This is a genomic window from Methylobacterium fujisawaense (genome assembly GCF_039619325.1).
Lineage (GTDB): Bacteria > Pseudomonadota > Alphaproteobacteria > Rhizobiales > Beijerinckiaceae > Methylobacterium > Methylobacterium fujisawaense.
Map to the genome: position 1 here is coordinate 242264 of NZ_CP155000.1, position 14408 is coordinate 256671.

Annotated in this window: 13 protein-coding genes; 4 read left to right on the top strand and 9 right to left on the bottom strand. The window is 74.2% G+C overall.

All coding sequences use genetic code 11. The features are described 5' to 3' along the window. Positions 1 to 236: 236 nt before the first annotated feature. Positions 237 to 2285: a methyl-accepting chemotaxis protein gene (locus ABC766_RS01270; RefSeq protein WP_053610469.1), complete on the top strand. Its 2049-nt coding sequence runs from the start codon at positions 237 to 239 to the stop codon at positions 2283 to 2285. Positions 2286 to 2563: 278 nt separating this feature from the next. On the opposite strand, the gene ABC766_RS01275 is transcribed toward ABC766_RS01270, so the two are convergent. Together ABC766_RS01275 and ABC766_RS01280 are read right to left on the bottom strand one after the other, a co-directional pair. Continuing rightward, positions 2564 to 2803: a hypothetical protein gene (locus ABC766_RS01275; protein ID WP_085987657.1), complete on the bottom strand. Its 240-nt coding sequence runs from the start codon at positions 2801 to 2803 to the stop codon at positions 2564 to 2566. Positions 2804 to 2983: 180 nt separating this feature from the next. Further along, complete coding sequence (locus tag ABC766_RS01280; RefSeq protein ID WP_053610470.1) at positions 2984 to 3841, bottom strand: TrmH family RNA methyltransferase; 858 nt, start codon at positions 3839 to 3841, stop codon at positions 2984 to 2986. Positions 3842 to 4716: 875 nt separating this feature from the next. Here ABC766_RS01280 and ABC766_RS01285 point away from each other — a divergent pair. The 3 genes from ABC766_RS01285 to ABC766_RS01295 all read left to right on the top strand — a co-directional run bounded on the left by ABC766_RS01285 (position 4717) and on the right by ABC766_RS01295 (position 7005). Further along, positions 4717 to 5811 carry a replication protein RepA gene (locus tag ABC766_RS01285; RefSeq protein ID WP_043385909.1) on the top strand — a complete coding sequence of 365 codons (1095 nt, stop codon included), beginning with the start codon at positions 4717 to 4719 and terminating at the stop codon, positions 5809 to 5811. Between the two features lie 118 nt (positions 5812 to 5929). Next, the gene (locus tag ABC766_RS01290) at positions 5930 to 6583 is read left to right on the top strand and encodes a hypothetical protein (protein WP_345820748.1); all 654 of its coding nucleotides are present in this window, start codon (positions 5930 to 5932) and stop codon (positions 6581 to 6583) included. Positions 6584 to 6774: 191 nt separating this feature from the next. Next, positions 6775 to 7005, top strand: coding sequence for a hypothetical protein (locus tag ABC766_RS01295; protein WP_053610472.1), 231 nt, complete (start codon positions 6775 to 6777; stop codon positions 7003 to 7005). A 49-nt stretch (positions 7006 to 7054) separates the two neighbouring features. Here the strand turns inward: ABC766_RS01295 and ABC766_RS01300 are convergent, their stop codons facing one another. The 7 genes from ABC766_RS01300 to ABC766_RS01330 form a co-directional block, all read right to left on the bottom strand. Next, positions 7055 to 7399: a hypothetical protein gene (locus ABC766_RS01300; RefSeq protein WP_345820749.1), complete on the bottom strand. Its 345-nt coding sequence runs from the start codon at positions 7397 to 7399 to the stop codon at positions 7055 to 7057. 430 nt (positions 7400 to 7829) lie between these two features. Then, positions 7830 to 9398 (bottom strand): SulP family inorganic anion transporter, encoded by a 1569-nt coding sequence (locus ABC766_RS01305; protein WP_345820751.1) that lies wholly within the window; start codon positions 9396 to 9398, stop codon positions 7830 to 7832. Between the two features lie 3 nt (positions 9399 to 9401). Then, positions 9402 to 10079, bottom strand: a complete 678-nt coding sequence (locus tag ABC766_RS01310) for a carbonic anhydrase (RefSeq protein WP_043385918.1) — start codon at positions 10077 to 10079, stop codon at positions 9402 to 9404. A gap of 179 nt (positions 10080 to 10258) precedes the next feature. Continuing rightward, entirely contained in the window at positions 10259 to 10588 is a 330-nt protein-coding gene (locus ABC766_RS01315; protein ID WP_345820753.1) for a hypothetical protein, read from the bottom strand. Positions 10589 to 10956: 368 nt separating this feature from the next. Next, positions 10957 to 12876, bottom strand: coding sequence for a sensor histidine kinase (locus tag ABC766_RS01320; protein ID WP_345820754.1), 1920 nt, complete (start codon positions 12874 to 12876; stop codon positions 10957 to 10959). A gap of 180 nt (positions 12877 to 13056) precedes the next feature. Next, positions 13057 to 13923 carry an alpha/beta hydrolase gene (locus ABC766_RS01325; protein WP_043385924.1) on the bottom strand — a complete coding sequence of 289 codons (867 nt, stop codon included), beginning with the start codon at positions 13921 to 13923 and terminating at the stop codon, positions 13057 to 13059. 65 nt (positions 13924 to 13988) lie between these two features. Further along, entirely contained in the window at positions 13989 to 14306 is a 318-nt protein-coding gene (locus ABC766_RS01330; protein ID WP_345820758.1) for a hypothetical protein, read from the bottom strand. Between the last annotated feature and the right edge of the window lie 102 nt (positions 14307 to 14408).

The following is a 14408-nucleotide window of genomic DNA, read 5'->3' on the forward strand; positions in this document are numbered from 1 at the left end:
GGCCTCCGCCGAAGTACCGCCGCTGATGAAAGACGGCCCGCCCCCGCACGGGCGATCCCCGGAACCGATGATCCCCGCGCTGAAGACCTGGCAAACCTGCACACCGACAGCGGCGCCCCGACCGAAACTGCCATCCGATCAGGCAGAGCTGCACCGAATCCGGGCAGGTCAGCATAACCAGATCTTTATGACCTGCGGCCAAGCTCCGTTCTGTTCTCCGAGATGTCCTGCCGCCGATGATCCTCCTCTCCTCGCTTCGCGCCCGGATCCTGGTCGTGGCGCTCGCCCCCAGCCTCGCCTTCGCGGGGGCCGCCGGCTGGACGGTGTCCGACCAGTGGGCGCGGCGCGCCGAGATGGACCGGGTGGAGAGCCTCGTCGGCCTCGCCTCGCGGATCAGCGCCTTCGTGCATGAGGCCCAGCGCGAGCGCGGTGCCTCCAGCCTGTTCCTGGGCGCGAAGGGCGCACAGTTCGGGCCCGAACTCGCCGCCCAGCGCGTGCGCACCGACGCGGCGCTCGCAGACCTTCCCGGGGCGATGGCGGCGGCCACGCAGTACGGCCCGGCCTTCGCGGCGCGCGGCGCGGGTTTCGGCCAGGCGCTCGCCGGGCTCGCCGACCAGCGGCTGGCGGTGGATGCCCTGACGGCCGGCGTCCCCCAGGCGGCCGGCTACTACACCGGCCTGATCGGCGAGGGGCTCGGGCTCGTGCGGGCGATGGGCGGGGCGATCGACGAGGCCGGCCTCGCCGCCCGGGCGAACGCCTACGCGGCCTTCCTGGCCATGAAGGAAGCCGCCGGCCAGGAGCGGGCCGCCGCCTCGGCGGTCTTCGCCTCCGGCAACCTGGACCTCGCGGCCGCGCGCCGGCTCGCCACCCTCTCGGCCGAGCAGGCGACCTATGCGGGCCTGTTCCGGGCCGGGGCCGAGGCCGCCCAGACGACCCTGCTCGACGCCGCCGAGGCGACCGAGCCGGCCCGGGCGGTCGCGCGCCTGCGCAGGATCGCCCAGGAAACGATGCCGGGGACGCCGCTCGCCTTCCGCGACGCGCCTTCCTGGTTCGGCCTCGCCACGCAGCGCATCGATGCCCTGAAGGGCGTGGAGGACCGGCTCACCGCCGATCTGGAGGCCGCCGCCGGCGCCCTGCGCGCCCGGGCGGACCGGATGCTGACCCTCTGGATCGCCGGAGGCCTCGCCCTGTTCGCCCTCTCGGCCGGCCTCGCGGTCTGGCTCGGCACCGCGATCGCGCGCCCCCTCGCCCGGATGGCGCAGGTCCTGACCGCGATCGGCCGGGACCAGGGGACGGCCGATCTGGCGATCCCGTCGGGGGGCCCGCGGGAGGTCCGGGCGATCGCCGCCGCCGCCGTCGCCTTCCGCGACAGCGTCGCCGAGCGTCGCGCCGCCCGGGCCGCGCAGGAGCGGCTCGCCGCCGAGGCGAGTGCCGCGCAGCGCGCCGCCGCCCTGGGCCTCGCCGACAGCTTCGAGCGCCAGGTCGGCGGCATCGTCGCGGCCGTCTCGGCGGCCGCCGCCCAGCTGGAGGCCTCCGCGCACGGCATGGCCCGGACCGCGCAGGACACCACGGATCTCAGCCGGACGGTGGCCGGATCCGCCGATTCGGCCGCGCGCTCGGCCGACACGGTGGCGGCGGCCACCGAGGAACTCACCGCCTCGGTCCGGGAGATCGGCGTACAGGTGGGGGCCTCGGCCGACCTCGCCGCCGCCGCGACCCGGGACGCGGACGGGACCGCCAGCGAGGTGCACCGTCTCGCCCAGGCGGCCGGGAGCATCGGGGAGATCGTCGCGATCATCTCGCAGATCGCCGGTCAGACCAACCTGCTGGCGCTCAACGCCACGATCGAGGCCGCCCGCGCCGGCGAGGCGGGCCGCGGCTTCGCGGTGGTCGCCGCCGAGGTCAAGGACCTCGCCACCCAGACCAGCCGGGCCACCGAGGAGATCGCCGCCAAGGTCGCCGAGATCACCGGCTCGACGGAGGCCTCGGTCCGGTCCATCGGCAGCATCACCGAGGTGATTCGCAACCTCGCCCGGATCGGGGCCGAGATCGCCGCCATGGTCGAGGAGCAGGGCGCCGCCACCGCGGAGATCGCCCGGACCACCGCCCAGACCTCGCAGGACACCCGCGGGGTCTCGGGGCACATGGCGGGCGTCGGCGAGGCCGCCGCCGCGGCCAGCCGGGGCTCCGAACAGGTGCTGCGGGCAGCAGGGGACCTGTCCCGCCAAGCGAGCGACCTGCGGGAGGCCGCGGAGGGCTTCCTCACCCGGATCCGGGCGGCTTGAGCCGGGGCTTCCGAAGGGCGCGCCCTCGGACGGGGTGTCGGGGCGGCGCCCCGGCGTCACCGGGCCATGCCCGACGGCAGGGCACCCCCTGCACCCGCGAAGGGTCCCGGCGCCTTCGAATCCGGGATCTGTCGTGGGTCCTGCCGCGGCCCAACGCCGGGACGCCCCGCGCCCTCAGTGCACGCCGGCCTCCGGAACCGTGCCGGAAGGTCAGGAGCGCCACATCGATCTGGCCGAGGCGGTGAGCGCGCGGATCCGGCGCGGCCGAATCGGCGGGCTCAGTCGGGAATCGCGAACCCGATCGACAGGCACAGGGCCGCGACTGCCGTCAGCGCCACGGCGGCCTGACGGACCTGATGCCAGCGCGCGCTGCGCGCGCGCTCCTCCGGGCTGGCGCCCAGCTGCAGCTCGTCGTCGAAGCCCCTCACGAAGGATTCGAAACTCGGAAAGGCACGCCGCGCGAGCCAAGTCCATACGCCGACAGCGACCAGGCCGACGGCCCAGCCGCCATAGGTCATCACATCGTCCAGCATCCGGACGCAGCCTTCCAGCCTACGCCCCCCTCATCCGCAACTCTACGGGAAGTTGCGGAAACTGCCTAGTCGGAAGAGGGGCTTCCGGCGCCGGTTCCGTGTTTCCGAACGTGTCTCGACCGGGCCGTCGGTCCGCGTCGCGGACAGGCCTCGGTCAGGTCGCGGTCAGGTCTCGGTCCGGCCGAGGGCGTAGAGGGTGATGGCGGCGGCGTTCGAGACGTTGAGGCTGCGGATCGCCCCCGCGAAGGGGATCCGCGCCAGCAGGTCGCAGCAGCTCCGGGTGCGCTCGCGCAGCCCCTTGCCCTCGGCGCCCAGCACGATCACCAGCGGCCGGGCGACCGTCACGGCGTCGAGGCTTTCCGGCGCGTCGGAATCGAGGCCGACCCGGGTGAAGCCGCGTTCCCCCAGGGCGATCAGCGCCTCGGCGAGGTTCCGGACGGTCACGAACGGCACGTGCTCCAGGCCGCCGGAGGCGGATTTCGCCAGGACCCCGGTTGCGCCCGGGGCGTGGCGCGCCGTGGTGACGATCCCCGCCACCCCGAAGGCCGCGGCGGTGCGGACGATCGCCCCGACATTGTGCGGGTCGGTGATCTGGTCGAGCGCCAGCAGCAGCGCGTCGGCGGGCAGATCGTCGAGCCCCGGGGCGGGCAGGGGCTCGGCCTCGAGATACAGTCCCTGGTGGACGGCGTCCGGTCCGAGCAGGCGGCCGATCTCGCTCGGCCGGACCAGTTCCGGGGTGATCCGCAAGGCGCCGCCGAACTCCGCCTCCAGCCGTGCCGCCGCGTTCTCGGTGGCGAGCAGCCGCTGCAGGCCGCGCTGCGCATTGCCCAGGGCCTGAACCACGGGATGCCAGCCATAGAGCACGGCCGGCCCGTCGCCGTCCGCCTCCTGCTGGCGGCCCGCCGCGCCGGGACGGCTGCCGGGGCGGTTGCCGGGCCGCAGAGCCGGACGTCGGGGCCCGTGCGGGCGATTCGGGGCGGGGCGACTGCCGGACGGACGGCCGTCATCGCGGCGGTCCGTCATCGGGATTCGATCCGGAAGGGAGGCATCGGCACGCTCTTCATCTGAGGGCCCTCTGGGACGGCTCCGAGAAACCGGGCGGCATCGCCCGCGTCAAGCCGCCATCGCGGGGATCGCGACGGTCCCCGTGACGAAGCCGGCCGGCCCGCCGCCATCCAGGCTCTGCGGATCGTCAAGCGGTGACGGCGGCAATTCGAGGGAATGTGGAAAACCATCATACATTCCCTTCGTACCCTGTGCGCTTCCGGTGCGATCAGGGTTCGTTCGTCAGAACGAACAGGCTCTCCGACACTAGGAAGATTATCTGGAAGAGTCTTTCAGAGAGTCAGTTCGGCAAGTTATATGCAGTCCGAAATTCCTCACTCTGGCCAAGGGGTTGATGTGGTTTCGCGCATCCGACTCTGCGTGGGTGCGCATCGAACTCTGCGCGGTCGCGTATCGGATTCTGCGCCGGACCGGCGACGTGGCGTATCGGAATCTGCGCGGCAGCGTATCGGATTCGGCGGGGATTCCGGCCCGCGCCGGTGGATAACGGGGACGGAACGCGGGCGGGCGGGCGTATCGGACTCTGCGTGGGATCGGGCGGCGGACGGACCCCGTATCGAACTCTGCGTCGCGCGGGGCCGGAGGGGCCCCGGAGAGCCGAGAGGGGCGGAGCGGGATTGGAGCAGGATTGGAGCGGGGATGGAGGGGGGCCGCGGTCACCCGGCCCCGGTCATGCGCCTGCATTCGGGGGCGGGCCGGGAGCGGGGAAGCGTGGATTGCCGGGACAAGCCCGATCGAACCGGGTCCGCGGCGTCCGAATCGTGGCATGGCAGGATCGGGCCGTTCTCCCGTTCGCCGGACGAACGCGCCCCTGTGCCGCGGACCGAGGGGCGATGAGCATCGAGGAGAAGATCGCCGGGATCCACGACCCGGACCTGCAGGCCGAGATTGAGGCGGCGCGCGGCGGCTTCCTGTTCGCGCAGATCGTGGAGCACGTGCTCCACCGTCAGCGCGAGCGCGATGCCCAGGCCGCCCTCCTGGGGGAGGAGGAGAGCCGCCGGGCCGGCCTGTCGCGCGACCAGCGCCGCCGCGACGCGGTGCGCCTCGTGATCGAGAGCGAGCCGGCGCTCCCGTCGAGCCTCCAGCACATCCATTCGGTCCTGGCGCTGTGCGGCCTGCCCTACCGCGACCCCGGGCCGGTGCGCGAATTCTCCCGCAGCTACGGGCGCAACTCCCTCAGCCTGATCGCCGGCCGGATCAAGGATCCGGAGACGGGCGCCTTCGAGCCCCAGGGGCTGCCCTACGGCCCGAAGGCCCGGCTGGTCTTGCTGCACCTCTGCACCGAGGCCGTGCGCCAGCGCAGCCCCACCGTGAAGGTGGCCGAGACCCTGTCGGGCTTCATGCGCGAGATGGGCTTCGCGGTCACGGGGGGCGAGCGCGGCACCATCCGCCAGTTCAAGGAGCAGCTGAACCGGCTGGCCGCCTGCTCCATGCAGATCGGCCTCTGGGACGGGCGCGACAGCGCCACCACCCTCAACGTTCCGCCGTTCCGCAGCCTGGAACTGTGGCGCCCCCGCGCCGGCGAGGGGGCCGACGAGGCGGGGCGCACGGTGCGCTTCGACCCCGAATTCTACGAGACCCTGATCCGGCACGCCCTGCCGGTGGACGTGCGGGCGGCCCGGGCCTTCTCGGGCTCGGCGCGCAAGCTCGACCTGCTGTTCTGGACCGGCTACCGCCTGCGGTCGCTGCAGCGCCCGCTCCGCCTGACCTGGGCCAACCTCCACGCGCAGTTCGGCGCCGAGAACGCCTCGATCCGCAGCTTCCGGCAGGCGTTCAAGGCGGATCTCGCGCATCTGCGCGAGGTCTTCCCGCGGCTGCCGCTGGTCCTCGACGAGGGCGGCCTGACCCTGCATCCGGCCGATCCGAGCACGCTGCTCGTGCCGCCCAGGCCGGCCGCCAAGGGAATGCGGAAGCGGGCAAGGGAATAAGGCTCGCCGGATGGAATATTCCGACTGTCGCTCAGGCTGTACGGAATATTCCGACTTAGAGCATTCCCACCGGTGCTGAGAACGGGTAGATGTTCCCTCAGGTCGGAGGGACCATCGCGTGGGTCTGTCGGAATCCGAGATCGAGGCGCGGCTCGCCGCGTTGCGGCGCCAGCGCGAGGCCCTCGACCGGCAGATCGCCGACCTCGTGCTCTACCTCGAACTCGGCCGCCGCCTGGGAGTCGCCGGATCCGGGGCGAGGGCGGCATCGGATCCGGTCCCCGAGCCGGGGGCGCGCCTTCGCGGAGACCCCGCCGACGATCCGGCGCTGGGGGACCCGGGCGTGCCGGGGGATCGGTCCGGACCGGCGGCGGAGGATTCCGGCGCGCCGCGCGGACGACGGGGGGCGGAAGCCCGTCCGGAGGCGCGTCCCGTGGTCCGGACCGATGCCGCCGGCGCCCGCGGCGCCATCCCGCCGGCCATCGCCTTCACGGAGGATGCCGCCGGCGCCCGCCGCTACGGCCGGGCCGTGGTGGAGGCGGCCTGCGCGGCGATCGGGCGCGCGGGCCGGCCGCTGCACGCGGCCGAGATCCTGGAGGTGCTCGTCGGGCAGGGCTTCACCCTGCCCGGCCGGGATCCGGTGGCGGCCCTCAACACGCGGCTGTGGAAGCGGTCCGGGCCGGGCGGGCCCCTGAGCCGGGTCGGTGAGGCCACCTACGCCCTGGCGCCGCCGGATCCGGAACCCGCCCGAGGGGGCCCGGTCACGCAGACGTGACGCCCGGCCGGGTCGCCCGCGCCCGCATGTTCGGCCGCGCCGGCCGGCGCGGCCGACCGCCTGCGGGTCAAGCCGGGCATCGGCAGCCTCAGCCGGGGAGGGCGTGCCATGGACACGGACATGAACACCGTCATGGACCCGATCGGCGTGATCGGCGTGATCGGCCGGCATCGGACGACCGGGACGCCGCGATGACGGCGGCCTTCGCGACGCCGGCCGCGCAACTGTGCATCTTCCTTCTCGGCTGCGCGGTGATCCACGCCGCCCGCGCCCATGCGGATCTGATCACGCGGCCGCTCGCGGTCGCGGCCGTCGCAGCGGCCGTGCTGGTCCTCCTCGTCGCCTCCCTCGTCGCTTCTCGCGACCAAGCCCCGGAGGACGGCGAGACCTTCGACGCGGTCGCGGTCTACGGGGCTTCCTGAGCCGGCGACCGGGTCCGGGGCAGAGCCCGGCACGGCCCGGGCGGACCGCTCAATTGACGAGGCAGAAACCGAGACCGGTGCCGACCCGCCGCTCCTGCGCGCACCACGGCTTGGGCGTGGCGGACGGGGCCTTCAGGCTGGCGGTCGTCTGCGCGGCGTCGGCCGCGGTGCTGCGGAGCGCGAGGCTGCCGGGGGGCGTCGGGACCGGGTCGGGAACGGATCCCAGGCGCAGTCCCGGCGCCACCCCGCCGTCCGGCATCGGGACGGGGGCGCTCGCCGCCACCGGCTGGGCGGGATCGGGCGGATGCAGCGTCGCAAGGCCGGGCATGTCCTGCGCCGCCGCGGCGCCGCACAGGACCAGGCATGCGGCCGAAGCCGCGAGGAACCTGATCATCGACGAAGCTCCTGACGAGTACCATTCCGCGGCCGATCCCGCGCAGCGGGCCTGCCGTAGCGGCGAGTCTGGCGGTCCGCCCGTTAAGGGGGCGCGAAGATTCAGGATTAACCGGTTGTGAAAACGATGGAATTCCGGGTTCCGACGAACCCGGGCGGCTCCCGGCCCGCGTCGGGACGGACCGGAAGGCGGCCCCGTCGACCGGTTGCCGCGACCGTCTGCCGCGACGCGGACAGGCCCGGGGGCGCCGTCCGCTCGGATCCGCGTGGAAACGTCGGGGCGCCGCCGCAGGACCCACGGTTCCGCCTTCGGACCCCGCCCGGACCCCGCCCGGACCCCGCCCGCCCCGCGTCCGCTTCGGGCCCGCGTCCGCACGGCCTGCTCCGACGCGCCCTGTGCCGAAGGGTCTGCCCCTTCGGCACAGGGCTTCCTAGTGGGCCGGGGCCGCCACCGCGGCGGCGAGCCGGTCGTGCGGGACTCCCGACCCGCCGACCACGGCGATCCGGCTGCCGCCGGCGCTGCGCCGGCTCGCCCAGTCGCCGATCATCTCCAGGCAGGTGTGGTCGATGGCCGCGAGGTTGTCGGTGGCGAGGCGGACCTCGCCGCCCTCGGGGGTACGCTCCAGGGCCGCCGTGAGGCTCGGAAGCTGCAGGAAGGTCGCTGCCCCCGACAGGCGCAGCTCCGGCACGCCGGGCACCTCCGGGGCCGCCGCGTGCTCGATCCGGAGCCGGCCCTTGCGCAGGCTCGGCAGGGCCTGGATGAGGCTCAGGGCGAGGCCCGTGAGCACGCCGGAGAGCAGGTCCACCGCCACCACGGTGGCCATCGTGGCCAGCCAGATCGCGGCGGTCAGCCAGCCGTAGCGGGCCTGCAGGTGCAGGGCGTGGGCCGGGCTCGCCAGTCGCCAGCCGGTGACCACCAGAATGCCGGCGAGGCTCGCGGTCGGCACCAGGGCGAGCAGCCAGGGCAGGGCGAGCAGGAAGGCCAGGATCCAGGTCCCGTGCATCACCGTGGCGGCCCGGCTCACCGCCCCCGCCTGGACGTTGGCCGAGGAGCGTACGATCACCCCGGTCATCGGCAGCGCGCCGAGGAGTCCGCAGATCAGGTTGCCGATGCCCTGGGCGCCGAGCTCCCGGTCGAAGCGGGTGCGGGGGCCGTCATGCATCCGGTCGACAGCGGCCGCCGAGAGCAGGCTCTCGGCGCTGGCGATCACCGCGATGACCAGGGCCATGATCAGGATCTCGGCCTCGGCGAGGCGCGCCCAGGCCTCGGCCCCCGGCAGGGCGAGTCCGGAGAAGAGCGCCTCCGGCACCGCCACGCGCTTGACGGCGAAGCCACCGAGGCCGGCCGCCAGGCTGCCCGCCAGCACGCCGACGAGCGCCCCGGGCAGGAGCCGGAGCCGCGCCGGGCGCAGCCGCTCCCAGGCGATCATCGCCGCGATGGTGAACCCGCCGACGATCACGGCGCCGGTGCGGTCGCCCGTGCCGGTGACGAAGTCGAAGAACGCGGCCGGGATCGCCACGAGGTTGTCCAGGCCGCTCGCCCGGGGGAGGGCGTCGGTCAGGACGTGGATCTGGGCCAGGACGATCAGGATCCCGATGCCGGCCAGCATGCCGTGCACCACGGCCGGCGAGATCGCCCGGAACCAGCCGCCGATCCGCAGGGCGCCGGCGGCGAGCTGGACGAGGCCCGCCACCACCAGGACCGGGCCGAGGGCGTCGAGCCCGTGCGCCTGCACGAACCCGTACACGATCACCGCGAGCCCCGCGGCGGGCCCGCTGACCTGGAGCGGCGAGCCCGCGATGAGGCCGACCACGATGCCGCCGACGATGCCGGTGACGAGACCGCGTTCCGGCGGTACGCCGGACGCGATGGCGATGCCCATGCACAGGGGCAGCGCCACCAGGAAGACCACAACGGAGGCGGGCAGGTCCCGGGCGAGGTTCGTCCGGATGGCGCCGCCCGGGGCGAGGGCGGCGGTCAGGCTGCTGGGGATCCGCATGGGTCAGGCCGCCTGCAGGCGGCTGCCGGTGGAGGAATCCTGCGCCACGGGCATGTCGGCCCCGGCGATCGGCCGGAAGCGCCCGTTCGCGCCGTCATAGGCCAGGAGGGCACCGGTCTCGATCTCGAAGAACCAGCCGTGCAGCCGCAGGGACCCCTTGGCGAGGGCGGCGGCGACGCTCGGATGGGTGCGCAGGTTGGCGAGCTGGACCACCACGTTCTCCAGGGCCAGGGCGTGGTGACGGGCCTGCGCGTCCATCCCCTCGGGATAGGCCTCGCAGACGATCCGCTCGGCGGCCTCGGCGTGGCGCAGCCAGGACGCGACGCTGGGCATCCGCTTGAGCAGATCCCGGTTCATCAGCCCCTTCATGGCGCCGCAATCGGAATGGCCGCAGACCACGATGTCGCGCACGCCCAGCGCCACCACGGCATACTCGATCGCCGAGGAGACGCCGCCGACCACGTCGGAGGCCGGGGGCACGATGTTGCCGGCGTTGCGGCAGACGAACAGGTCCCCCGGCCCCGCCTGGGTGATGTGCTCCGGCGAGACCCGGGAATCCGCGCAGGCGATGATCAGCGCGCTCGGCTGCTGACCGTCGCGCACGAGCTGCTGGTACATCTGCCGCTGTCCGGGAAAGACGTTGCCCTGGAAGCTGGCGATGCCCTGGATGATGTTGTTCATGAAGGGGTCTCTGACGCTGGGAGAACCGGGGGAGAAACCGGGGCGGGCACACCGCTCGGGCCGCACGACCCGTCCCGAGGGGGGCGGGTCGTGCGGCCCGAGCGTTCGGGTCGGGGTGAAGGTCCCCCGGCCAGGCCGGGGGGAGGAAGGCGAGCCGTCCCGGAGCCGGGCGGGCGGTCTCAGCGTCGGGCCCGGCGGGGCTCTACGGTTCCGGACGCCCAGTGGGGATCGACCGCGCGGCGGCGCGCCACCGTGGTGCCGGCCCTCTCGTGGAGCATCGGCGCTCCGAGGAGCTGACCGGTCCCGGCGCGCTGCGAGTGCAGGGAGCGCGGGTCGTGATGGGGATCGCTGACGTAGGAACTCATGTGGCCCCCGCCGGCGGCCTGGCGGCTCCCGCCGCCGCCTTCGCCGGCCTGCGCGGCCAGGGGCGCGCCGAGGAGTCCGGCCAGGAGGCCCAGGGCGAGGCCGACGGTGGTGCCGCGGATCGGGACGTGTCGTGACTGGAGCATGGCGTTTCCTCGTGCGTTCGTCTTGTGGCCGGGGACACCGAATCCCTGCCGGTCAGTCGAACCTAGTCAAACTCTTGCAAATCTCATGTGCGTCTCAGCACATCACATCAATGAAGACTTTAATCCATCACCAATTTACTACAGAGTGTGTTTGCACACATCTTTGTCTCGTCACGAAATCAGCGCCGGGATTAAAGCCGGATCTGGTTCCGATGCGCCGGATCGGGCTCTGTCGGGCCATGGGGCCGGACCGTGGGGCCGGGCTAAGGGGCCGGGCTACGGGAATGCGCGGCCGCTGTCCCGACGCCGCGAGGCGGGGTCGATGTCGGGGTGGAACGGGAGGGAAAGCCGATCGGGCCGGAGCGGGATCAGGCCCGTCCGGCCTGCAGACGCGGCGTGGGCTGCGCGGCCGCGCGGCCGGGGGCGGGCAGGGGATTGGCCGCCCTGTAGACGACGCCCGCAGCCTCGTAGGTGAGGCTGGCGGTCCTGTTCCCGGCAAAGCCCCGCTCCAGCAGGCGGGTGCCGAATCCCTTCCGCGTCGGCGGGACGACCGGGGGGCCGCCGCACTCGCACCATGTCACCCGGAGGGTATCGGTGTCTGGGCCGGCCTCCACCGTCCAGACCAGCGCCGCGCGACCGCCCGGAACCGACAGGGCGCCATGCTTGACCGCGTTGGTGCACAATTCGTGCAGGATCATCGTGAGCGCCAGCGCGCCCTCGGGCGGCAGCCGCAGGTCGGGACCTTCCAGGCTGATGCGCGGCGGCAGCGCACCGGACGAGGTCTGGCTCGCCAGATCGCTGCCGGACCGAGCGCCCCCCGGGACTTCCGCGCCCAGGAAGGGCCGCATCGCCTGGGTCGCGACGCCGCGCAGGTCCGCGCTCGCCCAGCTCTCGCGGGTCAGGATGTCGTGGGCCCGCGACAGGGCGAGCAGCCGCGCCTCGAAGGCGTCGCGCCCGGCCGCGGCGTCCCCGCCGAGGTTCTTCAGGCTCTGGGCCGCCATCGCCTGCACGGTGGCGAGGGTATTCTTCACCCGATGGTTCAGTTCATCGATCAGCAGCCGGTGGGTGTCCGCGCGCCGGGCGAGCTCGTCCGCCGCCGCGCCCAGGGCGTCGGCGATCATCGCGCCTTCGCGCACGAAGGCGCGGGGCAGCGGCGGCGGCCGCTGGTCGCGGCCCAGCGTCTCGGCGGCCACCGCCAGGTCCAGCAGCGGGCGGGCGATCAGGCCGGCGAGCAGCCACGCGAGCAGTGCCGCCGCGAGCGCCACCACGCTGCCCGCCACCAGGATGTCCCCGCGCAGGGCCGCCACCGCGGTCAGGGCCCGGTCGGCCGTCTGCCGCACCACCACCTGCCAGCCGAGACCGGGATAGTCCCGGTGACCGGTCGTGGACGCGTGGGCGCTCAGATACGCCGCGGCGCCGTCGGGCCAGGGCCCGACCCGGCTCGTGCCCTGCGGATCGAGGGATCTGTCGCCGGTCAGGACCGCCCGGGGCAGGGCCGCGCCCTGCAGGGCGGGCGGACCGAGGAGCACGGTGCCGTCGCGGGACAGGATCAGGATCTCGGCCCCCTGGCGATGGCCCCGGAGCGCGCCTTCGAGGATGCGTGCCATGTCGCGCGCCCAGGTCCAGTCGAGATGGGCGGCCAGCACTCCGAGGACGCGGCCGTCCGGCGACCGGACCGGGGCCGCGACATCGACGAGGCGCAGCGGCTCCCGCGCCGCCCCGCGCGCACCGGTGTCGACCGGGGGCATCAGACTCTGGAGGAGCTTGGCCGGATGCACGTCCCCGACATAGGGCCCCTCGAGGCCGCCGCGGAAATAGTCCCGGCCGGAGACGTCCGCGCCCTCCAGGGCGCCCGTGCTGGTCGCGGATACGCGCCCGTCGGCGTCGACCAGCCCGATGATCGAATAGGCCGGGTAGGTCGCCTGGAGCCGCTCCATCACGGCGCGCTTGGCCGCCGTCGCGGTTCCGGGATCGCGCAGGCTGTCCGAGGCGGCGGCGATCTGGATGTCGCGCCAGCGCTCGAACATCCCGATATCGAGGTTCCGGGCCATCTGGCCGGCGATCTCGGCGAGCTGGCCGCCGACCTCCGCCTCGAGCCGTCGGGTCGCCTCCCGGCTCACAAGGGCGGCGAGCGCCAGGGTCGCCAGGAAGCCGAGGGTGCCGAAGCCCAAAGCCAGGACGACGCGCAGCCGCGGCGTGCCCCATCCGCGGCGGCGGCGATCGGCCCGGTCCGCGGGATCGGCGCAGGCCGCCGCCGCAGGGGTTTCCGATCGCGCGACCGCTTGCATCCGATCTCCCTCGGATCCGGCCGGCTCCCGGAGGAGGGAGATCGCGCCCGCACCCCCGTCTCAGCACGCGCCGCGGGCCTCAGCAAGACGGGAGCGGTCTCCGGCGATGCGAAATTTCTATCGGGAGTTGTAAATACGCCCGGATCGTCCCATCCCCGGATCGTCCCATTGCCCGGATCGTCAGCCCTCGAGGAGGGCATGGGCCGCCCGGACCAGGATCCCGCCCGGCCGGCGCAGGGCGTCGAGCACCGAGAAGTGCTCGGCATCGGGCACCGGCAGCAGGGCCCCCGGGGCGTGGGCCGCCGCCCGCAGGGCGTGCAGGTTGCGGGCGTCGTGGATCAGCGCCGGCAGTTCGCGCGAGCCGTAGGCGATGCAGAGCGGCTTCGCCACCGCCGGACGGCGCAGGGGGGACAGGGTCTCGACCTCCGCGTCGGTGAGGCTCAGCTTGGCGTCCAGCTCGGTCTGGCGGATCGGCGCGAGGTCGTAGACGCCGGAGATGGCCAGCCCCGCCGCCACCGCCGGATGGCCCAGATGCAATGCGGTGAGCAGTCCGCCGGCCGACCAGCCCGACAGGATCAGGGGGCCGCGGATCCCGTGCGCGGCCCCGTGGGCGGCGAGCCAGTCGAGGGCCGCGCCGATCTCCGCCACGATCCGGGTGAGGCTCGCCTCCGGTGCCAGGGTGTAGCCGACCATCGCCACCGACCAGCCGGCGGCGTTCGGGCCCTGCGCGAAGCAGGCGAACAGCTCCCGCGCGCCGCGCTGCCAGTAGCCGCCATGGATGAAGACCAGGCAGGGCGCCGCCCCGTCCCGGGCCGGGTAGAGGTCGAGGGCGTTGCGGGGGCCCGGGCCGTAGGGCACGTCGAGGCCCGCCGGATGCGCGGCCCGGTAGGCGGCCGAGGCGGCATTCCGGGCGGCCACCTGGGCGGCGCTGTCGGCCACCGCGCGGGTGTTGTCGTAGCAGGCGTCCCGCGCCTCCTGCGCGAGGGCGTTCCAGCGGCGGCGCGGATCCGCGGGGGTCGGATCGTCCAGGCGGAACTCCAGCACCATCGCGTCCGTCTCAGGCCTTCGGTCGCCCGCACCATGGCAGGCGGTCGGGCCCGGGTCGAGGCGGATCAGAAGCCGGGCCAGGCCCCCGGGAGGGTGCCGCCGTAGCCCCAGCCCGTGAAGGGCGGGGCCGCGACCCGCTCGCGCGTCGCCGGAGCGAAGGTCGGGACGAGCGGCCGCTGCCAGACCCGCCAGTCCGGCCGGTCCCGCGCCGCCCTTCGGGCGAGGGTCCGGTCGATGTCGGACGCGACGCGATGGCGCGGCGTCCCGGCCGGTGGCCGGGCCTCGGCCGGGGCGGCCAGCAGCAGGGCCGCCGGCAACAGGGTCGCGAGGATCGGGGCGGCGCGGAGCGGGGCGGCGCGGATCGGAGCGGGACGGCGACGCATGGTTCGGGCTCCCAGGGGCGGTCTCCGGCGGCCTCCCCCGAGAGCGACGCTCGGACGCCGCACCGGTTCCCGGGACCGGTCGGGCGGTCCAGGCGTTGCCCG

Bases quoted from the DNA above. Each gene is read 5' to 3' on its own strand.
- ABC766_RS01315 (WP_345820753.1), bottom strand. From the start codon at position 10,588: ATGCTCCAGTCACGACACGTCCCGATCCGCGGCACCACCGTCGGCCTC.
- ABC766_RS01305 (WP_345820751.1), bottom strand. From the start codon at position 9,398: ATGCGGATCCCCAGCAGCCTGACCGCCGCCCTCGCCCCGGGCGGCGCC.
- ABC766_RS01330 (WP_345820758.1), bottom strand. From the start codon at position 14,306: ATGCGTCGCCGTCCCGCTCCGATCCGCGCCGCCCCGCTCCGCGCCGCC.
- ABC766_RS01275 (WP_085987657.1), bottom strand. From the start codon at position 2,803: ATGACCTATGGCGGCTGGGCCGTCGGCCTGGTCGCTGTCGGCGTATGG.
- ABC766_RS01295 (WP_053610472.1), top strand. From the start codon at position 6,775: ATGACGGCGGCCTTCGCGACGCCGGCCGCGCAACTGTGCATCTTCCTT.
- ABC766_RS01310 (WP_043385918.1), bottom strand. From the start codon at position 10,079: ATGAACAACATCATCCAGGGCATCGCCAGCTTCCAGGGCAACGTCTTT.
- ABC766_RS01285 (WP_043385909.1), top strand. From the start codon at position 4,717: ATGAGCATCGAGGAGAAGATCGCCGGGATCCACGACCCGGACCTGCAG.
- ABC766_RS01325 (WP_043385924.1), bottom strand. From the start codon at position 13,923: ATGGTGCTGGAGTTCCGCCTGGACGATCCGACCCCCGCGGATCCGCGC.
- ABC766_RS01270 (WP_053610469.1), top strand. From the start codon at position 237: ATGATCCTCCTCTCCTCGCTTCGCGCCCGGATCCTGGTCGTGGCGCTC.
- ABC766_RS01320 (WP_345820754.1), bottom strand. From the start codon at position 12,876: ATGCAAGCGGTCGCGCGATCGGAAACCCCTGCGGCGGCGGCCTGCGCC.
- ABC766_RS01280 (WP_053610470.1), bottom strand. From the start codon at position 3,841: ATGACGGACCGCCGCGATGACGGCCGTCCGTCCGGCAGTCGCCCCGCC.
- ABC766_RS01300 (WP_345820749.1), bottom strand. From the start codon at position 7,399: ATGATCAGGTTCCTCGCGGCTTCGGCCGCATGCCTGGTCCTGTGCGGC.